We start from the raw sequence: 21078 nt of genomic DNA, 5'->3' as shown, positions 1-21078 counted from the left end.
TGGGACCGGATTTAGCCGGGAAGGAGCCAGTGCAGGCGATGCATTTGTACCTTCAGGAACACCGCATTCCTGGATGAATCCAGTCCCACAGGATCGCGCTGAACCTGAGGAGATCGAAAACCTGTGGGAGCGAATTCATTCGCGAAGGGCCGGTACATCCACCGCTTCTTTATCGTCAGGAACACCGCCTTCCCGGATGAATCCGGTCCCACAGGATCACGCTGAACCTGAGGAGATCGAAAACCTGTGGGAGCGAATTCATTCGCGAAGGGCCGGTACATCCACCGCTTCTTTATCGTCAGGAACACCGCCTTCCCGGATGAATTCGGTCCCACAGGATCGCGCTGAACCTGAGGAGATCGAAAACCTGTGGGAGCGAATTCATTCGCGAAGGGCCGGTACATCCACCGCTTCTTTATCGTCAGGAATGCCGACTTCCAGGATGAATCCGGTCCCACTGGAGGAATCGAGAGTGCAACAAAACTGCAATAACGGCTTGTCATGATGCGCACTTCGTCCTTTTGCCACGGACCCGGCGCATCACGGCCAGCGAGCATTCATGAACCAAAGCATCGTGCAGAACCACCAGGATTCAGATCTGTTCGGCCTGCTTTACGGTTTCAGTTTCAAACCCGGTGAAAGCGGCCGGGAAATTGGCTCCGCCGCTGCTTTGCAGTGCCTGCACTCCAGCGACAGCGGTGATGAATTTATCTGGTTGCACCTGAACCTGGCCCATGCGGCGTGTGAACGCTGGATGAAAACCAACCTGCGTCTGCCAGAGGAATTCTTCGAAGCGTTGCATGAAGGCTCACGCTCGACTCGTATCGAGCACGTGGACTCTGCGCTGCTGGCGGTGGTCAACGACGTGGTCTTCGACTTCAACATGTTGTCGACTGACATTTCCACCTTGTGGGTCTGCACCCATCACAATCTCCTGATCACGGCCCGGCTGCATCCGTTGCGTTCGGTGGACAAGCTGCGTTCTTCGGTCAAACGCGGCGAGCGGTTTCGTTCGCCGCTGGAATTGTTGGTGCATCTGTTGCGCGATCAGGGCGAAGTACTGACGCAGTTTCTGCGCAAGACTAGCCTGAGCGTCGACAAGATCGAAGACCAATTGCTGTCGCAGCGCCTGAGCAATAACCGCTCGGAGTTGGGCGCGATGCGTCGGGTGCTGGTGCGCCTGCAACGGCTATTGGCGCTGGAGCCCGGCTCGCTGATGCGTTTGCTGCATCGCCCGCCTGACTGGTTGCTGGAAGCGGATGTGAAGGAGTTGCGGCAGTCGACGGAGGAGTCGGCCCTGGTGATCAGTGATCTGGTGGCGTTGGGTGAGCGCATCAAGTTGCTGCAGGAGGAGATCGCCGCGAACCTCAACGAGCAGAGCAGCCGTACGCTGTTTACGCTGACGGTGGTGACTGTGCTGGCGCTGCCAATCAACATCGTTGCGGGTTTCTTCGGGATGAACGTCGGCGGTATTCCGTTGGCGAGCGATCCTGAGGGTTTTTGGGTGTTGGTGGCGTTGGTGGCGACGTTTACGGTAATTGCGGGGCGGTGGGCGTTTCGCAAGAATCGGGATCAGGGGTAGTGTGGGGGCGCTTTCGCGCTTTAGGTGGTTTTGAGTACATATCCGTTGGTGGGGTAACGGCTGACATTGGTTGCGCTTTTACAGCGCCTCACTTTTGATAGAGCGCAAAAGTAAGCAAAACGCTCTTGCCCCACCACTTGGTGCCTCGCTGTCGCTCGGCATACCCGTAATCCGACATTGCTGCGTGGGGCCGCCGCCACCGGCCATCCATGGCCTGAGGCGGCTAAACCGGCATCCCTGCCGGTTTACCCCACACAGCAATATCGAATTCCGGCCAGCGTGGTTTAACGGGGCGCTTAAGATCAAGATCAAGATCAAAAGCAGATCAAGAACACGGCCTGAATACACGCGGTTTTATGTGGGAGCGGTGCTTGCCCGCGATTCAGGCGCCGCGGTACGTCAGATATACCGCGGCGCCTGAATCGCGGGCAAGCCACGCTCCCACAAAGTCCGTGTTGGTCGGAGTGAGCTGAGGTAGCAAGTTCACACAATCAGGTCGGCTGTCAGGCCGCCGCGCTTTTGATTTTGATCTTAAGCGCCCCGTTAAATCACGCTGGCCGAACGCAGATTCTGAAGCGTGGGCAACCCGGCAGGACGCCGGGTTAGCCGCATTGGGCCATGGATGGCCCGTTGCGGCGGCCCACGGTTCAGGATCTGCGGGCGGGTACACCGAGCGACAGCGAGGTGCCAAGTGATGGGGAAAGAGCGTTTTGCTTACTTTTGCGCTGTTCAAAAGTGAGGCGCTGTAAAAGCGCAACCAATATCCGCCGTAACGCAGTAACGGATATGTACACAAAAATCACTAAACGAGAAAATGTATCGCCGCGACACGTACGCGAAAGACTCAGGGCTTAGGCGCCGAGCCGCTACTCTCCCAACCCCCACCCAACGCCAGAAACAGATCAATCTGCCCCATCGCCACTTGCGTATTGGCCGTCGCCAACTGCGCCCGCACATCCGTATAAGTCCGGGTTGCCTGCAAATCAGCCAGAAACGAAGCCCGTCCAGCCTGGAAGAAACGATGCGTCTGGTCCGCCGCCTGCTCCGCAGATTGCGCCGCATCGGTCAGCGCATCACGGCGTTGCAACAGCGCCGTATACTGCGCCAGACCGGTCTGGGTTTCCCGTATCGCATTCAGCACCACACCATCAAAACGCGCCAACGCCGCCTGGCTCGAAGCCTCGGCCTCGTGAATCCGGGCCCGAGCGCCGTTCGACGGTACAGTCCAGTTAATCAACGGGCCAAAGCCCCAACGGTTAGCGACCGGCTTGCCCAGGTTTTCCAACAGACCCACGGTGCCGACGGTCGCACCAATGCTGATGTCCGGGTACAACTCACCCGTCGCCACACCAATTTCAGCGGTCGATGCTGCCAGACGCCGTTCCGCCTGACGCACATCCGGGCGGCGTTTGAGCAGTGCAGCGCCGTCACCCACCGGCATTACCTGCGCGATATGCGGCAACTCATTACAGGTGCTCACCCCCGCCGGTAATTGATCCAGCTGTTTGGCCAGCAGCATCGACAAACGATACAGACCGGTCTGACGCAAGGCCTCGTAACGCGGCAGTTCAGCGCTCAGGGATTTGAACTGGGTTTCCGAGCGCGTTACCTGAGTTTCATCACCACGCCCGGCGTCACGCAAACGCTGGGTCAGGCTGACGCTCTGCTTTTGCAGGCTCAGCGACTCCATGGCGATGTCGTGCTCTTCGTTGGCGGCGCAGACCTGGGTATAAGCGCGAACCACGTCAGCCACCAAGGTGATGCGTGCGGTGTCGGCCGCTGCCTGAGCAGCATCAACGTTGGCGTTGGCCGCTTCGATGCCCCGTTGCAGCGTGCCGAACAAATCGAACTGGTACGACGTAGTAATACCCAGATCCCCAACGTTACCCACCGGGACTTTCTCGGACAGCAAAAACGCTTCGCCAGACTCTTGAAGGCGCTGGGCACCGGCTTTGGCGCTGGTGGTAAAACCACCCGCAGCTTCAGCTTCAGAGGTCTGGTAGCGGGCGCGTTGCAGGTTGGCGGCGGCGATGCGCAGGTCGGTGTTGGAGGCCATGGCCTGCTGCACCAGTTGATCCAGGCGTGGGTCCTGATACAGGCGCCACCAGTCAGATGGCACGGGCGCAGAAATCGTGTTGACCGATTCCCCGGCCAACTCGCCCTGCAGGTCCGGGCGATTGATCGCGGCGTCCTTGGGCAGTTGGTAATCGGGGCCGACCATCTGACACGCCGACAGCAGCAAGCCAAGCCCGACTGTTGCCGTCAGGCGCGTAAGGTGTGTCATTTGCCGGGCTCCTCTGTGTGAATTGCCTGACTGTCTTCGATGATCGACACGGTGGCGGTACGCCCGGCGATCATGCGGAAGTTGTCCGGCACTTCGTCGAAGGCGATGCGCACCGGAATGCGCTGGGCCAGACGTACCCAACTGAACGCCGGATTGACGTTGGGCAGCAGGTTGGAGCCGCTGGTGCGGTCGCGGTCTTCGATACCGGCGACGATGCTCACGACGTGGCCCCGCAGACGGGCGTTGTCGCCGATCACCCGGATGTCCACGCCTTGCCCGATATGAATGCCGTCGAGCTTGGTTTCTTCGAAGTAGCCATCGATGTGAAATGAAGCGCCGTCGACAACCGACAACACAGGTCGACCCGCGGTGACGAACTCGTGGGTACGAGGTGCGCGGTCGTTGAGGTAGCCGTCTACCGGGCTGCGGATCACCGAGCGATCCAGGTTCAATTGAGCGGCATCCACCGCCACTTGGGATTCCTGCAAGGCGGAGAGGGCGCGGGCTTCCCGGGACTGGCTTTCTTCCAGTTGCTCGCGGGCCACCAGATTGCCGAGGCCACGGTTACGCTTGTTCTCGCGGCGGGCCTGTTCCCAGGTTTCCTGACGCTCGGCAACCGTCGCCTTCGCCTGGCGCAACGCGAGGCGGAAGCGGTCCTGATCGATGGTGAACAGCACCTGGCCTTTGCTGACCAACTGGTTGTCGCCGACGTCGACTTTTTCGATCAGCCCGGACACGTCCGGCGCGATCTGCACGATGTCGGCGCGGATGTGCCCGTCGCGGGTCCAGGGGGCGTACATGTAATACATGACCATGCGCCACACCACGATGGCGGCGAAGGTCACGACCAGCAGAGTCAGGACCACGCGGCCCAATGTAAGCAGAGGTTTTTTCATTTCATCAGGTATCGACTGAGAGTATCCACGGCGCCGAGCAACAAAGCGTATAGACCTACGTTGAACAATGCCCGGTGCCAGACCAGACGGTAGAAATGGGTACGCGATAACACCGCGTGGACCCCGAGAAACAGTAAATAGGTGATGCCCATCAGCGCGAGAAACGTGGGTACGAAGACCCCGCTGATGTCCAGATCGCCAATCATAGGGACGCTCCGTCGAGGCCATGGGGCGGTAATTCTTCGGTTTCGGTCGCGGCATTGACGACTTCCACGCCTGGCAACAGGGCCAGGCGCAGGCCGCTCAAGGCATGCAGCAGATGCAGGCGGGCCGGTTCTTCGCCCAGCAGTTCAACGGTCAGGGCGCGGCGTGCGCGGTCCATGGTCATCAACATGCCTTTGGGCGCTGGCAGGCGCTCACCGGCTTTCAGGCAGGCCTGGAAGTGGCTGCCGACTTCTTCGACCACCTGGCGCAGCAACAGCTGTTGCCCCGCGTGCGCCCTTGGTAACCAGGCCAGCATGTCCAGTAGATTCAGCGCCACGCGCAGGTCGCGCAGGGCAATGCCGGTGTCTTGCGCGGTGATGGTCAGACGCGGCAGTTGTTGCATCAGACGGTCGAGCATTTGTGCGCCCATGGCCCGATGTTCAGCGAGTGTCGCGGGTTCGGTCAGGGCAACAATGTCGCGCCAGCTGAAGCGGGTCAGGCGCTTGGCCGCCAGTTCGACACCAAACGGACGCATGATCAGGGTCCAGATGAATGCGAACAGCAGGCCCACCGGACCGGCCAGGTTGGAGTTGATGAAGTTCAGGAAATCCGCGTCGTAGGCGCTCTGGATGCTGACGAAGGACGAGGTGTTGACGATGGTCAGCAAGGTACCCAGGTAGAAGCGCGGCTGCACGGTCAGGGTACCGACGCAGATGAACGGGACCGCGAAGGCCAGCACCAGCATCGGGAAGTCATGCAGGTTGGGCAGGACCACGAACAGGTACAGGCTGGCGAAGACGACTGACAGCATGGTCCAGAAGAAGAACCGGTAAATCTGCGGAGCCGGGTCGTCCATGGCCGCGAAGAAACTGCACGACACGGCCGCCAATGCCACTGCGGCGGCACCGTCGGTCCAGCCGAGCAGAATCCACAGCACCGAAGCGACGATGATCGCCAGCACTGAGGTCATCACCGAATAAAGCATCAGCCCGCGATCCAGAAACGGCGTGATGCGTGCCAGTCGCCAATGCCGGTAAACGGCGCGCCACGGTGTCTGGTCGTCAGTCTTGATCGCGTGCTGCAAGGTGCGGCAGTCCTGCCACAGATCAATGAATTCACCCAGGCGGTAAAGCGCGTTGGACAGCAGCAACTGACGGCGATCATCGAGCTGAGCGGCGCCGGGTTGCAGGCGATCCAGTTCGCCATGCAGCGTTTCCCATTGTTTTGTCTGCAGGCCGCTGGCGGTGTTTTCCAGCCAGGCGCGCGTCTCGATCAACAGCGGCGCGAGATTGGCGACCAGTTCTGGCGTGCGCCGCTCCAATGCCCATAAAGCGTCATCCAGCGCGTCGATCACCGGCAGCAGATGGATCATGCGGCCGCGCAGCTCTTTTGCGTTGCGAACTGTTTGTTTGCGGGCGCCTTCATGAGGTAACTGGCCGATCATCAGTTCAAGGGTATTGAAGGTACCAACCATTGAACTGCGCAGGGTGCCGACTTCTTCAGCATTGGCGCTGCGTGACAGAAAGCGGTCGCAGTAGGCCGAGGCATCGCTGAACCACTTATCTGCTGAGCCCTGCATGACCGGCGCCAGGCGGCGCGGCCAGAAAATACTGCCGACCACGGCTGCGCAGACGATGCCGAGAAAGATCTCTTCGGTACGCGATACGGCGATTTCAAACACCGCCTGGGGGTTGTTCACCACCGGGAAGGAGATCAGCGGCATGGTGTAACCGGCCAGCATTAACGCGTAGCTGTTGGCGGTGCGCAGATGCAGCGACAGAAACAGCAGTGTGCCGGTCCAGAGGGCGATCACGATGGCGAGCAGAAACGGCGTCTGGACGAACATCGGCACGATGAACACTGACGCCGCTGCACCCGTGAGTGTGCCGATTGCACGATACAGCGCCTTGGAGCTGGTCGGACCCACGAACGGACTGGAGACGATATACACCGTCGCCATCGCCCAGTAGGGCCGCGGCATTTCCATGAGCAGCGCGATATACAGCGCCAGCATGGAAGCGCCGAAGGTCCGGACGCCATAGAACCAGTCCCGCGCCGGGGGCACGCCTGCGAAAAAGTCTTTCAAAGCGACCCCGTGCTGTCTTGATTGGCGGCATCGCTGAAGGCTTTAAACACGCGCAACGTTGCTTCGAGATCTTCCTTCGCCACCCCTTTGAGCACCTCGCGACGCAAGCGCAGCAGTTCATCTTCAATGGCCAGCGCAAGCACGCGGCCATTTTCGGTAAGGCTCAGGGATTTGGCCCGGCGATCCGACGGATCTTCGGTGCGGCAGACGATATCGGCATTGCACAGTTGGTCGAGCAGGCGGACCAGCGTCGGGCTTTCCATGCCCGCTGCGTGGGCCACCGTGACCTGATTCACCCCGTCGCCCAGCCGCAGAATCATCAGCAGCGGCGCAGCGCAAGCTTCGGAAACACCATAGCGCACCAGCGTGTTGTGGCAGATCCGCCGCCATTGTCGGGACGAAGCGACCATGCCGCTGCTGATGCTCATCTGCAGTGAATCGAGGGACATAACTGAAACCGGGAAATTAGTTAGCGAGGATATTGTTCGTGACAACATAATTAGCTTGCTAACTATAATCCTGTAACAAAGTCTTACAGTCAAGCCCGAAGTGCCAAGCGGTTCGAGGAGCAGATGCGCTAAAAATCATGGAAAAGTCAGGCGGCCCGACAGGGATAAATCGTAAAAGTGCCATCCGTTTTGATTATTTTCATACCGTTGGTCGGCATTTATTTATGTTTTTTTAACTGTAAATCAGCAGTTACGGGACGCACGTCCAAAAAACTGACGTGGTTCTCATTTCGCAGTTTCCATATTTGATGATGCTTGCAGGGCAGGAGAGGTCATGGGCCCTGATTTGATGCGTGATATCGAAATAATGGCCTTTATAAGAGTGTGTTGTTTTATTGACGCCAATTCAGTGTCGCATGCTGTTCACAAAAAAATCGATTCAGCCGATACGCCAGACGAAGCCATCCGGGAGCTCAAGCGCCCGGTTTAGAGACCTTTGTCGGTGCGCTGGCCGCACCTTGTGAGCATGCGATGATCGACCTCGCCACCTGGAACCTTTCCATTCCTGTAGGCACTCCATCCGTGATTATTGATACCCCTAAACTGGTTCAGGGTTATCAGGATGGTTATTTTCGTTCTGGCAATACATTGTTCTTCTGGGCTCCGGTAACCGGGTCCAAAACGGAGAACGCTAAATTCCCGCGGACGGAACTGCGAGAGACGACGGCGGACGGCAAGGTCTACAACTGGACTTACTCCCAGGCAGACAATTTCCTGCGCGCTGCACTCACGGTCAATCAAGTGCCTTCAACCGGCAAAATTGTCATCGGTCAGATTCACGCTTTCCAAAGCACCGAGCCGCTGCTCAAGGTTGAGTACCAGTTCAAGGAAAAACTGCAGACTGGCAACATTGTCGCTAAATTCCGCCGTAGCCCGGACGCTGAAATCGAAGTCATCAACATTGCTTCAGGCGTGCCATTGAACGTGCGTTTCAGCTACAGCATTCACCTGACGCCTGCAGGCAATCTGACAGTGAATGCGGCTGACTTTGCATGGGGTGCCAAGCTGGATGCTACGTGGAAAGACAAGCTGCTGTATTTCAAGGCAGGTGTGTATACCCAGGACAACACTGGGTATGCCACCGAAGGCGGGGCTGCAACGTTTTACAAGCTGATCATCAATCACGACAAGAAGGCGTGAATAAGGCTTGGCAGATATCTCAGGGGAATGCAAAACCTCTGTGAGAGCTGGGCTTGCCCGCGATAAACGATAACGCGGTGTGTCTTCAAACCGCGTCTCATGTATCGCGGGCAAGCCCGGCTCCCACAGGATTGGGTTAGATCAAACCCCCCAATTCCACAGGATTGGGTTAGATCAATTCCACCCCAATTCCACGGGATCGGGTTAACTCAATTCAAGCCCAACTTGCCACGCAGGGTCGACAGGTCTTCAGCCAGGGTGTTAACCGGGCCCACTAGCGCTTTGCGGTCGTTCTCTTTCACTTTGTCGTACGTTTCGAAACCGCCATCCTTGGTCTTGTACTTGGCCAGGATCTTGTCCACGGTCGCGAAATTCTTGTCGACCTTCGCAGCGAACACTTTGTCGGACTTCTCGATTTGCGGACGGAACAGGTCGACGATTTTCTTCGCGCCGTCGATGTTGCCCTGGAAGTCATACAGGTCGGTGTGGCTGTAGCGGTCTTCTTCACCGGAGATCTTCGTTGCAGCCACTTCTTCCAGCAGCGCTGCTGCGCCACCTACAACCTTTTCAGGCGGGAAGGTCAAACCGGCGACGCGGGTTTCCAGGTCTTTCACGTCGGCCATCAACTTGTCTGCAATCGGGCCCTGATCCTTGGTGCTGTTTTGCGAGAACAGTGCGTATTCCAGACGGTGGAAGCCGGTGAAGTCTTCAGCATTCACGCCAGCTTCATGATCATCAACACGGGAGTCGATGGACGCGTCCAGATCGCTGAACAGCTCAGCCATTGGCTCGATTTCTTCATAGAACACGCGGGTCGGCGCGTACAGTTTCTTAGCGGTGGCCAGGTCACCTTTCTTCACCGCGTCGGTGAATTTCTGGGTGTGGCTGACCAGCTCGCCGATCTGTTCGGTGACGTAGATCTTGTAATCCGAAACCGGTCCTACCAGGTCCAGCGGCGCAGTGGCGGCGAAAACCGGGGTCTGCAGCAGACCGGCGGTGAGCAGCAAAGCAAAAGGCAACTTCTTCATGGGACTCTTCCTGTTGAGGTGGCTTTAAGGGTTGGCAATTACGCAGTTTTGGTATCGGAGCTGGCCGAAGCCTGAAGCAGTGAGCGACCGATGAAGTCCTGGTCGTTGATCACGCCGGGCAGGGTGAAGAAGTACCCGCCGCCCACCGGTTTGAGGTATTCCTCCAGTGGCTCGCCATTGAGGCGGGTCTGCACGGTGATGAAGCCTTTCTCGAGATCGGACTGGTAACAGATGAACAGCAGGCCCATGTCGAGTTGGCCGTTCTTGTTAACGCCGTTGGAATAGTTGAACGGCCGACGCAGGATCAGGTTGCGCTGGCTTTCAGCCGTGCGCGGGTTGGCCAGGCGGATATGGGAATCCAGTCTGGTTTTCTTGCCGTGAGGGTCGGCTGCATAGTTCGGCACATCGGTTTCAACCTTCCCGTCCATGGGCGCACCTGTGGTTTTGACCCGGCCGAAAATCGCTTCCTGTTCTTGCAGAGGCGTGCGGTCCCAGCGCTCGACGAAGTTGCGGATGATCCGCACCGCCTGATAGCTGCCATTCACGGCCCAGCCCGGTTCGTCGCTGCCCGGCTGCACCCAGACCAGTTCGTTCATGGTCTTCTGGTTGTTGGAATCCGGATTGGCCGAACCATCGCGGAAACCCAGGAAGTTGCGGGCGCTTTCCGGCGGCTGGCCGGGTTTCTTCGGCGCTTGCGGCGGCACACTGCCTTCCTGCTTCCAGCGCACCAGCAGCAGGTCCGGCAGGTTTTTCACGATGTCGCGCAGGGCGTGGATGTTGCTGTCGGCGCTGTTGGCGCAGAACTGAATGCTCAAGTCGCCATGGCAGCTGTCCGCTTCCAGCGCATCGTTGGGGAAGCCGACCATTCGGCTCAGACGCTTGGGCTTGACGCTTTCGAGGCCGAAGCGCTCGTCGAACAGCGAGTCACCCACCGACACCGTGATGGTCAGGTTGTCCGGCGTGACCACCGGGCCGAGGATGCCGGAGTCCACAGGTGGCAACTTCGGATCAATCTGGGGCACTGTTCCGCCGGTCATCAAGAACGTGATGCGCTCGTTCAGCGTGCGAAACAGACGCTCCAGATCTTCCCGGTCAGCGGCGAGCACATCAAAGGCCACCAGCATACCGGACGCCGGACGCGGGTTGACGATTCCGGTCTGGTGGGTGCCGTGGAATTCGTTATGGTCAGCGGTCTTTTCGCTGTTTGGCGCTTCGGTGACTTGTGCCGGAGCGGCGGCCAATACGTTGCCGCTCAGGCTGCTACCCGCCAAAGCCGCACCCGCAGCACCGAGGCCTAGCAGCACTCGACGGCGTTGAGCGGATTGTGGGGCGTTGCTGTTGTCTGAGTCGTTCATGGCTGTTTACTTCGCTCAAAAATCAGTTGTTTGGTAACGGGGAGATCGGTCGCGAGTTCTTTGTGGGAGCTGAGCTTGCTCGCGATAAAGGTCACGCGATCTAAAGTGAACTGCGTCCAGTCTTATCGCGAGCAAGCTCTGCTCCCACATAAAATCAAAGGCCAGACAAACCCAGCGCCTGGTCTATCCCGTCCAGCGCATCCGCCAGTGCTTTGGCCTTGTCGGCAATCAACTTGCGTTGTACGGCATCCACCTGGTCATAAGGGCGCATGCCGCTGTCCGCGCTCAGCCCGTTCAATTCGGTGTCCAGCGCAGCAGCGGCGGCATCGATCTGCTCAAGCAGCGGCTTGGCGCTTTTGGCCAGCATCGGGCGCAGCAGGTCGATGACTTTGCGAGTGCCTTCAAGGTTGGCAACGAAGCCGTTCAGATCGCTGTGGCTGTAACGCTCCTCTTCGCCGTTGCTGCGGATTTCGGCGAGGCCGCGCATGTTGCGGGCGATGACGCTGGCCAGTTGTTCAGGCGCCATGTTCTGCGCCAGCAACTGCTGCTTCAGCGTGGTGACATCGGCTTGCAGACGCTGCGCGACAGGCAGCAGACCGTCGACGCTGTGCTTGTCAAAAAGGCCGTACTCGATGCGATGGAAACCGCTGAAGCCTGGGTCCTGCTCACGTTTTTCGTAATAGTCGGCGCGGGCGTTGATTGCGTTATCCAGTTCGGCCAGACGCTGGGCTGCGGGGGCAATGCGCTGATAGGCCGCCCGGGCCGGAAGATAAGCTGCCTGTGCCGCGCTTAGATCGCCCGCCGCAATGGCGTCCTGCAGGGCGTTAACCGCCTTGATCAGCGCTGAACCCTGGGTACTCAGGTAAACCCGGTATTCGGACAGCGGACCGATGAAAGCAACCATCGAAGGGCGGGCCTTGGCACTGGCCTCCGACTCGGCAGTCGGCGTTACATGCAGCGTCCCGCGCGGGTTGCTCAACAGGCCGCAAGTAATCGCGTAGTCGCCGGCTTGCAGGTTGGCGTTGATCACCTGGCTGAGGCCCGGCGCAATGTTTTCCCGTTCTTCAATCACCAGAACGCCATCGAGAATTTCCCATTCAACAGCCCGTTCGGAGCGGTTGACGATACGAAAGGCGTTCTTGCCAGCCGGCACGGTGAGCGTATTCGGCTCGCAGGCGTGGCCATGAATGGTCACCACGGTTTCCGCATTGTTATTGGCGGCGCGCTTTTTCATGGCGGTTTGCGAGGCGTAATAAAACAGCCCGCCTGCAGCGATCATGAGCACCACGGAGCCTGCGACAGCCAATTTCAAGGCGCGAGGTGGCTTGGCTTTATCTGAAAGCCCTGTAGGACGATTCGACATGAGTTGCCTTATTCGTTTGTAGCGGAAGAGGGATGCGAATGCGCCGGTCGGGTGGGCAAACTCACCACCCGAGCGTGGGGCATAAAGAACAGAACAAGCGCGAAGATCAGGTAAATCAGGTAAGCACTGAGGGTGCTGATGGTGGGCGCATCCTGATAACCGAACATGCCCGCCAGTACCGAGCCGGTTGGTCCGTCCATCGGCAACGTGGCGCTGATGTCGAAGACCACGGTTTGCAGGTGGTTCCAGACTCCGGCTTCATGCAGCGCCTGCACCGAGTTGGCCAAAATGCCAGCCGCCACCACAAGGATGAACAACCCGGTCCAGCGGAAGAACAGGCTCAGGTTCAAACGCATGCTGCCGCTGTAGATGGCGAAGCCCACGGCAACCGCGAGGATCAGGCCGAGCAGGGCACCCAGCGGCGCGCTGGCGCCTTCACTCTGCTGAAAAACGGCTAGCAGGAAGAACACGGTTTCCAGCCCTTCGCGGGCCACGGCGAAGAACACCATGGCAATCAGCGCATAGGTCTGGTTTTTCGAGCCAGCCAGAGCGGCATCGAGAGACTCGTGCAAAGCATGCTTGATAGAACGCGCGACTTTGCGCATCCAGAACACCATGGAACTGAGGATCGCCACGGCTAAAAGACCGACGATGCCTTCGAACAATTCCTGTTGTTTTTGCGGGAATTCAGCACTGACCAGCTCCAGACCACCCCCGACGAACAGCGCCAAGGCGACGGCCAGGAAGACACCAATCCACACGGCGGGCATCCACTCGCCACGGCTGGTCTGCTTCAGGTAACTGGCGATGATGCCAACGATAAGCGCGGCTTCAATCCCTTCGCGCAGCATGATCAAAAAAGGAACGAGCATGTTTCACCAGGGTTAATGCGTTAGGCTGATCTGCTTCAGGGCCACCCAAAAGAGTCATACCTGAAACAATACGTAACATAATGATACTCATTATTGAATGCGTATAGTTGTTTTTTCGCCCTGGATCGGATTCGAGTTCTTGTTCAGGTGGGGTTCAGGGATGAAGCCTTGACGGGATTTTTGCCTGAAATTCGGACTGTGGGAGCAGGCTGCTCCCGATAGGCATGGACGCGATCTAAAGTGAATCGTGTTCAGCCTTGTCGCGAGCAAGCTCTGCTCCCACAAGGGCTGTGGTCATTGTGAGAATTGCACGCCACATCCCTGTCTGGATAAATGCAGTCTGTGGGAGTCGCCCCGGTGTCCCTGACACCACGCTGTCGCGCAGCAAACACGGACCCTGTAGGAGCGCGCTTGCCCGCGATTCGGTCTGTCAGTCGATGAATATATTGCCTGTGCTGACGCGATCGCGGGCAAGCGCGCTCCTACAGATGAAAAAAGTACTCCAAATCAAATAGTTGTAGTTTGTTTGATAGGAGCCGGGCTTGCCCGCGATAGGGTTGATGCGATCTAACAGTGAACCGCGCCCGTCTTATCATTCGAGCGCGGTCCAGACCGGCAAGCCTTACTCGGCTGCCTGCAAAATCTCATACGCCAACTTCACCCGCGCCTCATTCGGGTAATTCTTGTTGGCCAGAATCACGATGCCGATCTTCTTCTCCGGAACAAATGCCACATAACCGCCAAAGCCATTGGTGGCGCCGGTCTTGTTGATCCAGACGTTTTGCTGCGGTTCGAGCGGCGGATTGATCGCGGCGGCAGGCTGAGTCTCGAAGGCCATCTTGCTCGAGTTACCTTCCTGCAAAGTTTCCAGGCTGACCGGATAGGGATACTGCTCCCAGATCAGATCCTGAGTCATTTCTCCCACTTTGAAATAACCAACATGCGTATCAGTAATCGCCTTGGCTAACGCATTGTCTGCCTTGCCAGCATTGATGTTCAGCTCAACGAAACGCAGCAAATCCTTGCTGCTGGATTTCATCCCGTAAGCTTCATTGCCCAGCACGCCGCCCTGCAAGCGGACCGGCGCGTCCTGTTTGTTGTAGCCCTGTGCGTAAAACTTCATCTTGTCGGCAGGCACATTCAGATAGCTATTGGTCAGTCCGAGCGTTGGAAACAGTAGCTGCTCCATGGCATTTTCGAAGGTCATGTTCATCGCCTTGGCGGTGATCATCCCCAGCATGCCGATGCTCGGGTTGGCGTAGGTGCGTTTGCTGCCTGCCGGGTATTGCGGTTGCCAGGCCTGCAAGTACGCCATCAGTTGCTCGTTGTTCTGCACCTCGTTGGGCACCTGCAAGGGAAAGCCGCCCGCCGTGTGCGTGGCAAGGTTGATCAGGGTGACCTGGTCGAAGGCGCTGCCTTTAAGTTGGGGCAGGTATTTGCCCGGATAATCCTCTAGCGACAGCTTGCCCGTTGTCTGTGCGTAACCGGCCAAGGTTGCAGTGAAGGTCTTGCTGATAGATCCGAGCTCGAACAGCGTGTCGCTGCTGACTGCCTGACTGGTGTCTTTGGAGGCAACGCCATAGTTGTAGAAATGCTGCTGACCATCGACTGTCACAGCGATGCTCATGCCGGGAATGTTGTACTGCTGCATGATCCGGGTGGCAGCCGTCTGCACATCGAAATTGCTGGCTGCGGCTTCAGTGATGCAGGCTAACGACATGCAGCAGGTCAGCAGCACACGCTGTGGAAGGTTATGCATCGTGTGATTCATCCTTGTTCTCGAATATGTAATGGGTCCTGTGCAGACTGTCTAGGAGCCGGGCTTGCCCGCGATAGACGATGACGCGGTATGACTGCAAGCTGCGTCTCATGCATCGCAGGCAGGCCTCTCTCCCACACGGAAAAAGCATTCCAGGTCTGGCCCATCCTCAACCAACACTATTCTGCAACAACTCAATGAACTGCCGTGCCGCCGGGCTCAAACCCTGACCGCTTCGGGTGATCAAACCGATGTCGCGACTCACGCCGGGGTGGTCGACGGGCACACAAACCATATCATCCCGACCCTCGTCAGCCGACTCCGGCAGCAGCGTCATGCCCAGCCCCTGGCGAACGAGTGCGAGCACCGTGGACATGTAATTGGCCTCCAGTCCGGGTTGCAGCGTCAGGTTTTCATCGGCGAACAATTGTTCGACCCGCTCACGCACGCTGCTGTCCCGACCGGTCAGAATAATCGGTTGATCGGTCATCTCCTCAAGTCTGATTGATGTCTTCCTGGACAGCGGATGACTGCTCGGCACGAAGAGACACAAACGGTCGGTCAGCACCACTTCGAACTCCAGACCGTGCGCCATTCGCGCGCGTACGCCCAGACCGAAATCCACTTCGCCTTCGCGTACCAGTGCGTCGATACGTTGGGCTACCACGTCGCGCAAACGCACTTCGACGCCGGGGAATTGTTCCCGAAACCGGCGCAGCACGGGCGGCATAGTGCTGGAGCACATCGAGGGCAGGGCGGCGATAGTCACCACGCCGCGCCTTAGCGCCGCCAGATCCCGGGAACCGCTGACGATGTTATCGAGGTCCAGCAGCAGTTTCTCCATCGGCATCAGGTTGCTCTGGCCAGCTGCGGTCAGGCTTACGTGGCGCGGGCTGCGCTCCAGTAAAGGTACGCCGAGCCAGTCTTCAAGTTGTTGGATCTGCACGGTGAGAGCCGACGGGCTCAGGCTCAACTCCACAGCGGCTTTGGCAAAGCTGCCGCTGTGGGCGACGGCGAGAAAGGCTCGGATGTGCTGAATCGAATTCTTCATAGTCGTGTGCCTGTTTTTATTCGTATGGTTTTGTTTTTTCGAATGCAGCATGCCGAACATTTCAATTTACAAAGCTTACCTGTGTTTTCAATACTCGTTGAAAACAACAACAGCTCATCCGCCGCGCCAGCGGGAAGGATGACGAAAGGGAAGTACCTATGCTCGCCACTCTCGGTGTCATTACGATTCTCTGTCTGCTCGCTGCCGTCATGAGCAAACGCCTCTCACCCCTCGTCGCACTGATTGCCTTACCGATCATTGCCGCCCTGATCGGTGGTTTCGGTCTGCAAACCAGTGGCTTCATCATTACCGGAATCAAGAACGTCGCCCCTGTGGTAGGCATGTTCGTGTTCGCCATTCTGTTCTTCGGGGTGATGACCGACGCGGGCATGCTGGACCCGATCATAGACCGCATCCTGCGTACTGTCGGTACTCGCCCGACGCGCATTGTGATGGGCACCGCGTTGTTGGCGCTGCTGGTCCATCTGGACGGCTCTGGAGCGGTGACTTTTCTGGTGACCATCCCGGCGATGCTGCCGCTGTATACGCGGCTCGGCATGGACAAACGTATTCTGGCCTGCGTGACGGCCATGGCAGCCGGGGTCAACTTTCTACCGTGGACCGGCCCTGTACTGCGCTCTTCGGCAGCGTTGCATGTGCCCGTGGCAGACTTGTTCCAGCCGCTGATTCCGGTGCAACTGGTCGGTCTGGCCTTCGTATTTTTCTGTGCCTTTATGCTCGGTCGTCGTGAAGAAAAACGCCTCGGTCTGGGGGCTGGCGCCAATGTGGACGTTGTGCCGAAGCGGGTGCTGGCAGATCACGAAGAGGTGCTGCGTCGGCCGCGTCTTTTCTGGCTCAATCTGATCCTGACCATTGCGGTCATGGGCGTGATGATTTCCGGTCTGGTTGATCCAGTGGTGATGTTCATGCTCGGCACCGTCGTGGCACTGTGCATCAACTACCCGAATGTCGACGCTCAGCGCGCTCGCATCGATGCGCATGCAAAAACGGCCCTGACCATGGCCAGCATCCTCCTGGCGGCCGGGGTATTTACCGGCATCATGCAAGGCACGGGCATGCTCAAGGCAATGGCCGAGGTAGCGGTTGCGCAGATTCCTGCGGGGCACGGCAAGTTGATTCCGATGGTGGTGGGCTTCATCTCCATGCCGTTGAGCCTGCTGTTTGATCCCGACTCGTTCTATTTCGGCGTCATGCCGGTGATTGCCGAAGTCGGCAAGGCGTTGGGCGTCGATCCGTTGCAAGTGGCTCAGGCCTCGCTGCTGGGCGTACACACCACCGGCTTCCCGGTCAGCCCGTTGACCCCGGCGACCTTCCTGCTGGTAGGCCTGTGCAAAATCGAGCTGGCCGACCACCAGCGTTTCACCATTCCTTTCCTGTTTGCCGCCTCGGTGTTGATGACCCTGACGGCGATGCTGCTGGGTGTGTTCTGACTGCCGAACAGCAAACACAGAATTTGTAGGAGCTGCCGAAGGCTGCGATAGCGGTGTGTCTGGATGAATGCTTCGCAGCCTTCGGCAGCTCCTACAGAAATGCATTTCAATTCAAACAATCAGCTTTTGTTTGAGAGGAGTATCAACATGAAAACCTTACGCATTGGCTCCGGCGCCGGTTATTCCGGTGACCGTGTAGAGCCTGCCGTTGAACTGGCTGAACACGGCGATCTGGATTATCTGGTCTTTGAATGTCTGGCCGAGCGCACCATCGCTTTGGCGCAACAGGCCCGGTTGGCAGATCCCGAGACCGGCTACGACCCGTTGCTGAGTGAGCGCATGCGCCGTGTACTGCCGTTCGTAGGGGACGGTTCTGTACGGCGCTTGAGAGTGATCACGAATATGGGCGCGGCCAACCCGTTGGCGGCGGCACGTGAGGTGCGGCGGATTGCTGCCGAGCTGGGGTTGCATGGTTTGAAAGTCGCGGCTGTAACCGGGGATGACGTGCTGGCTGCGTTGCAGGCCGACCCGCAACAGTTGCTGGACAACGGCGCAACGCTTGGTTCTTTGGGTGAACGGCTGATTTCTGCCAACGCTTACATGGGCGTCGAAGGGATTGTCGAGGCATTGCGGGCCGATGCCGATGTAGTGATCACCGGTCGGGTTGCGGATCCGTCGTTATTCCTCGCGCCTCAGCTATTCGAGTTTGGCTGGGCGGCAGATGACTGGTCGTTGCTGGGGCGTGGCACGGTTACAGGTCACTTGCTTGAATGCGCGGGGCAGATCAGCGGCGGGTATTTCGCTGACCCCGGTTATAAAGACGTGCCGGATCTGGCGCGTCTGGGCTTTCCGCTGGCCGAGGTGGATGCTTCTGGTTCGGCGGTAATCAGCAAAGTGGCAGGTTCGGGTGGCCGTATCGATACCGCGACCTGCACCGAGCAGCTTATCTATGAAGTGCATGATCCTGCGGCGTACCTGACGCCGGACGTCTGCGCTGATTTCTCTGCGGTAGCCTTCCACGCTGATGGGCCGAACCGGGTTCGGGTCATGGGCGCGCAGGGCAAACTACGACCCGAAACTTTGAAGGTCTCGGTGGGCTTTCTCGATGGCTGGATTGGCGAAGGACAGATTTCGTATGGCGGCCCGGGCGCTTTGGCGCGAGCCAGGCTGGCACGGGATGTGGTGCTGGAGCGTCTGAAACTGACCGGCGTCAGCTATGAGGACATCCGCGCCGAACTGATGGGGGTGGACTCGCTGCACGGCGACGAGCTGGGTTCACGCACTGCGGCTGAACCTTGGGAAGTCCGATTGCGCGTGGCGGCACGTTGTACTGACAAGGCTCAGGCGGTGCGGGTCGGTAACGAAGTGGAAACCCTCTACACCAACGGCCCATATGGCGGGGGTGGGGCTACCAAAGGTTTACGTCAGGTTGTGGCGGTCGCGTCTTTGTTTGTTCCGCGTTCTGCGGTGACAGCTGTTGTACATCTGGAGGATGCATCATGAGCCGGCCTGTAAAACTGCGCGAACTCGCCCATTCCCGAACCGGCGACAAGGGCGACACGTCAAACATCTCGGTGATTGCCTATCGTGCTGAAGACTTCTCACGCTTGTGTGAAGTGTTAACCGCGCAGCGTGTCGCCGCGTATTTCGCTGAGCTGCTGGACCCGAATGCAGGCCCCGTGCGCCGTTATGAATTGCCCAATGTTCATGCCCTGAACTTCGTCCTGCCCGGCATCCTGCGTGGCGGCGTCACCCGTTCGCTGGCGCTGGATGCCCACGGCAAGGCGCTCGGCGCGGCGTTGCTGGATATTGAGCTTTAGCGGATTGGGTGCCATGAGTGAATTGAACTGGAATGTCACCTCTGTGGGAGCCGAGCTTGCTCGCGATAAACGATGACACGGTCTGCCTGATTAACCGATGCGCCTATATCGCGGGCAAGCCTCGCTCCCACAGGGTTTGTGCTTGCAGGTCAACATGGAACTCAGACACGAGCACCGAACACAGCATCCGCGTTCAGCCAGCCTCACCCATGCTGCACATCGGTCCGCTTGAGCAACTGCTTGCAACGGTTCGACAAATGCACCACCCGCAAATGCTTGCCCGCCTTGGTATAGCGCTCGCGCAAGGTCTGCAACGCCGACACCGCCGAGTAATCGACAAAGCTCAGATGTTGGCAGTCCAGGGTTACTTGAGTAGGGTCTTCAGCCGGGTTGAACTGGTTGAGAAAGCGCGTAGTAGAAGCAAAAAACAACGTGCCGTGCAGGGTGTAAACCTTGCTTCCGTCAGCCTCCAGGTGCGTGTCGGCGTACAGCTCTCGGGCCTGTTGCCAGGCAAAGTTCAGCGCTGCGATAACAATGCCGAACATCACCGCGGTGGCCAGATCGGTCAACACCGTCACGATGGTTACCGCAATGATCGCCAGCACATCGTTGACCGGCACTTTGTGCAGTACCCGCAACGACGCCCAGGCAAAGGTTTGTTGAGCCACTACAAACATCACGCCGACCAGCGCGGCCAGCGGGATTTCCTCAATCAAAGGCGACAGAAACAGCACGAACATCAGAATCATCAAGCCCGCTACCACGCCGGACAAACGACCCCGGCCACCGGAGCTGAGGTTGATCACGGTCTGGCCGATCATCGCGCAACCGCCCATGCCGCCGCACACGCCAGACGCCATATTGGCCACGCCCAGCGCCACGCATTCACGGTCCGGAAAGCCTCGGCTCTCGGTGATTTCATCGGTCAGGTTGAGGGTTAGCAGGGTTTCCAGCAGGCCCACCAGCGCCATCAGAATCGCGTAAGGCGCGATGATCCGCAGGGTCTCCAGATCCCACGGCACTTCCGGCAAGGCCAGGCTCGGCAGACCACCGGCAATGTGCGCCATATCACCCAAAGTGTGGGTCGGCAGATCGAGCAGATAGACCAGCAAACCAACGCCCAGAATCGCGATGAGCGCGGGCGGTATCGCTTTGGTCAGGCGGGGCAGCAGGTAAACAATCGCCATGGTCAGCGCCACCAGGCCCATCATCAGGTACAACGGTTGGCCAGTGAGCCAGGCGTCACCGACTTTGAAATGTTCGAGCTGAGCCATGGCAATCACAATCGCCAGGCCGTTGACGAACCCGAGCATCACCGAATACGGCACCATGCGCACCAGCTTGCCCAGGCGCAGCACGCCGAACAGGATCATGATCAATCCGCCGAGTAGCACCGTCGCCAGCAGATATTGCACCCCCTGTTGCACCACCAGCGCGACGATCACAACTGCCATGGAACCCGCTGCCCCGGAAATCATTCCTGGCCGCCCACCGAACAAGGCAGTCAGGGTGCAGATGATGAACGCGCCATAAAGGCCCATCAGCGGGTTGAGGTGGGCAACCAAAGCAAAGGCGATGCACTCGGGCACCAGAGCAAAGGATGTGGTGAGTCCGGCCAAGACATCGGCGCGTATACGGGCTGGTTTCATGGGGTACCTGAAAGGGGGCAATGCCGGGA

At 58.6% G+C, this 21078-nt stretch carries 19 protein-coding genes; 6 read left to right on the top strand and 13 right to left on the bottom strand.

Features of this window, described 5'->3' with window-relative positions; genetic code table 11:
• Window positions 1–11: 11 nt before the first annotated feature.
• Complete coding sequence (locus tag K3169_RS20495; protein ID WP_263267747.1) at window positions 12–557, bottom strand: hypothetical protein; 546 nt, start codon at window positions 555–557, stop codon at window positions 12–14.
• 2 nt (window positions 558–559) lie between these two features.
• On the opposite strand from K3169_RS20495, the gene K3169_RS20490 reads away from it, so the two are divergent.
• Window positions 560–1582 (top strand): transporter, encoded by a 1023-nt coding sequence (locus tag K3169_RS20490; RefSeq protein ID WP_027902297.1) that lies wholly within the window; start codon window positions 560–562, stop codon window positions 1580–1582.
• A gap of 844 nt (window positions 1583–2426) precedes the next feature.
• On the opposite strand, the gene K3169_RS20485 is transcribed toward K3169_RS20490, so the two are convergent.
• Genes K3169_RS20485 through K3169_RS20465 form a run of 5 tightly spaced genes read right to left on the bottom strand, consistent with a single transcriptional unit; the run spans window position 2427 to window position 7501 of the window.
• Window positions 2427–3866, bottom strand: coding sequence for an efflux transporter outer membrane subunit (locus tag K3169_RS20485; protein ID WP_263267744.1), 1440 nt, complete (start codon window positions 3864–3866; stop codon window positions 2427–2429).
• Entirely contained in the window at window positions 3863–4762 is a 900-nt protein-coding gene (locus tag K3169_RS20480) for an HlyD family secretion protein (RefSeq protein ID WP_263267742.1), read from the bottom strand. Before K3169_RS20480 ends, K3169_RS20485 begins: the two co-directional genes overlap by 4 nt.
• A complete protein-coding gene (locus tag K3169_RS20475) occupies window positions 4759–4968 on the bottom strand; it encodes a DUF1656 domain-containing protein (RefSeq protein ID WP_027902485.1) in 210 nt (69 codons plus the stop codon). The genes K3169_RS20480 and K3169_RS20475 overlap by 4 nt, the downstream gene beginning before the upstream one ends.
• Window positions 4965–7052, bottom strand: coding sequence for an FUSC family protein (locus K3169_RS20470; RefSeq protein WP_263267739.1), 2088 nt, complete (start codon window positions 7050–7052; stop codon window positions 4965–4967). The genes K3169_RS20475 and K3169_RS20470 overlap by 4 nt, the downstream gene beginning before the upstream one ends.
• Entirely contained in the window at window positions 7049–7501 is a 453-nt protein-coding gene (locus K3169_RS20465) for a MarR family winged helix-turn-helix transcriptional regulator (RefSeq protein WP_099267251.1), read from the bottom strand. The genes K3169_RS20470 and K3169_RS20465 overlap by 4 nt, the downstream gene beginning before the upstream one ends.
• Before the next feature lie 334 nt (window positions 7502–7835).
• On the opposite strand from K3169_RS20465, the gene K3169_RS20460 reads away from it, so the two are divergent.
• Both K3169_RS20460 and K3169_RS20455 read left to right on the top strand, forming a co-directional pair.
• On the top strand, window positions 7836–7991 hold the full coding sequence (locus K3169_RS20460; protein WP_263267736.1) for a hypothetical protein: 156 nt from the start codon (window positions 7836–7838) through the stop codon (window positions 7989–7991).
• A gap of 41 nt (window positions 7992–8032) precedes the next feature.
• A complete protein-coding gene (locus tag K3169_RS20455; RefSeq protein ID WP_095099420.1) occupies window positions 8033–8701 on the top strand; it encodes a polysaccharide lyase family 7 protein in 669 nt (222 codons plus the stop codon).
• 209 nt (window positions 8702–8910) lie between these two features.
• Here the strand turns inward: K3169_RS20455 and efeO (K3169_RS20450) are convergent, their stop codons facing one another.
• From efeO (K3169_RS20450) to K3169_RS20425, 6 genes are all read right to left on the bottom strand, one after another.
• Window positions 8911–9729 carry an iron uptake system protein EfeO gene (efeO, locus tag K3169_RS20450; RefSeq protein ID WP_027902481.1) on the bottom strand — a complete coding sequence of 273 codons (819 nt, stop codon included), beginning with the start codon at window positions 9727–9729 and terminating at the stop codon, window positions 8911–8913.
• A 38-nt stretch (window positions 9730–9767) separates the two neighbouring features.
• Complete coding sequence (gene efeB, locus K3169_RS20445) at window positions 9768–11084, bottom strand: iron uptake transporter deferrochelatase/peroxidase subunit (RefSeq protein ID WP_122396724.1); 1317 nt, start codon at window positions 11082–11084, stop codon at window positions 9768–9770.
• A 154-nt stretch (window positions 11085–11238) separates the two neighbouring features.
• Entirely contained in the window at window positions 11239–12447 is a 1209-nt protein-coding gene (gene efeO, locus K3169_RS20440; protein WP_263267735.1) for an iron uptake system protein EfeO, read from the bottom strand.
• Window positions 12448–12455: 8 nt separating this feature from the next.
• Window positions 12456–13319, bottom strand: coding sequence for an iron uptake transporter permease EfeU (gene efeU / locus K3169_RS20435; protein WP_263267733.1), 864 nt, complete (start codon window positions 13317–13319; stop codon window positions 12456–12458).
• A gap of 622 nt (window positions 13320–13941) precedes the next feature.
• The gene (gene ampC / locus K3169_RS20430; RefSeq protein ID WP_411567010.1) at window positions 13942–15090 is read right to left on the bottom strand and encodes a class C beta-lactamase; all 1149 of its coding nucleotides are present in this window, start codon (window positions 15088–15090) and stop codon (window positions 13942–13944) included.
• Window positions 15091–15247: 157 nt separating this feature from the next.
• Complete coding sequence (locus K3169_RS20425) at window positions 15248–16129, bottom strand: LysR family transcriptional regulator (protein ID WP_122396721.1); 882 nt, start codon at window positions 16127–16129, stop codon at window positions 15248–15250.
• 158 nt (window positions 16130–16287) lie between these two features.
• On the opposite strand from K3169_RS20425, the gene K3169_RS20420 reads away from it, so the two are divergent.
• The 3 genes from K3169_RS20420 (at window position 16288) to K3169_RS20410 (ending at window position 19400) form a co-directional block, all read left to right on the top strand.
• On the top strand, window positions 16288–17580 hold the full coding sequence (locus K3169_RS20420) for a CitMHS family transporter (RefSeq protein ID WP_027902475.1): 1293 nt from the start codon (window positions 16288–16290) through the stop codon (window positions 17578–17580).
• A gap of 147 nt (window positions 17581–17727) precedes the next feature.
• On the top strand, window positions 17728–19083 hold the full coding sequence (locus K3169_RS20415) for an acyclic terpene utilization AtuA family protein (RefSeq protein ID WP_263267730.1): 1356 nt from the start codon (window positions 17728–17730) through the stop codon (window positions 19081–19083).
• Complete coding sequence (locus tag K3169_RS20410; RefSeq protein WP_263267728.1) at window positions 19080–19400, top strand: hypothetical protein; 321 nt, start codon at window positions 19080–19082, stop codon at window positions 19398–19400. Before K3169_RS20415 ends, K3169_RS20410 begins: the two co-directional genes overlap by 4 nt.
• A 203-nt stretch (window positions 19401–19603) precedes the next feature.
• Here the strand turns inward: K3169_RS20410 and K3169_RS20405 are convergent, their stop codons facing one another.
• The gene (locus K3169_RS20405) at window positions 19604–21049 is read right to left on the bottom strand and encodes a SulP family inorganic anion transporter (RefSeq protein ID WP_263267726.1); all 1446 of its coding nucleotides are present in this window, start codon (window positions 21047–21049) and stop codon (window positions 19604–19606) included.
• Window positions 21050–21078: the final 29 nt, after the last annotated feature.

This window comes from Pseudomonas phytophila (genome assembly GCF_025643095.1).
GTDB lineage: Bacteria > Pseudomonadota > Gammaproteobacteria > Pseudomonadales > Pseudomonadaceae > Aquipseudomonas > Aquipseudomonas quasicaspiana.
Note: the sequence above shows the minus strand (reverse complement) of the source record. Positions and strands in the feature narration are given on the sequence as shown.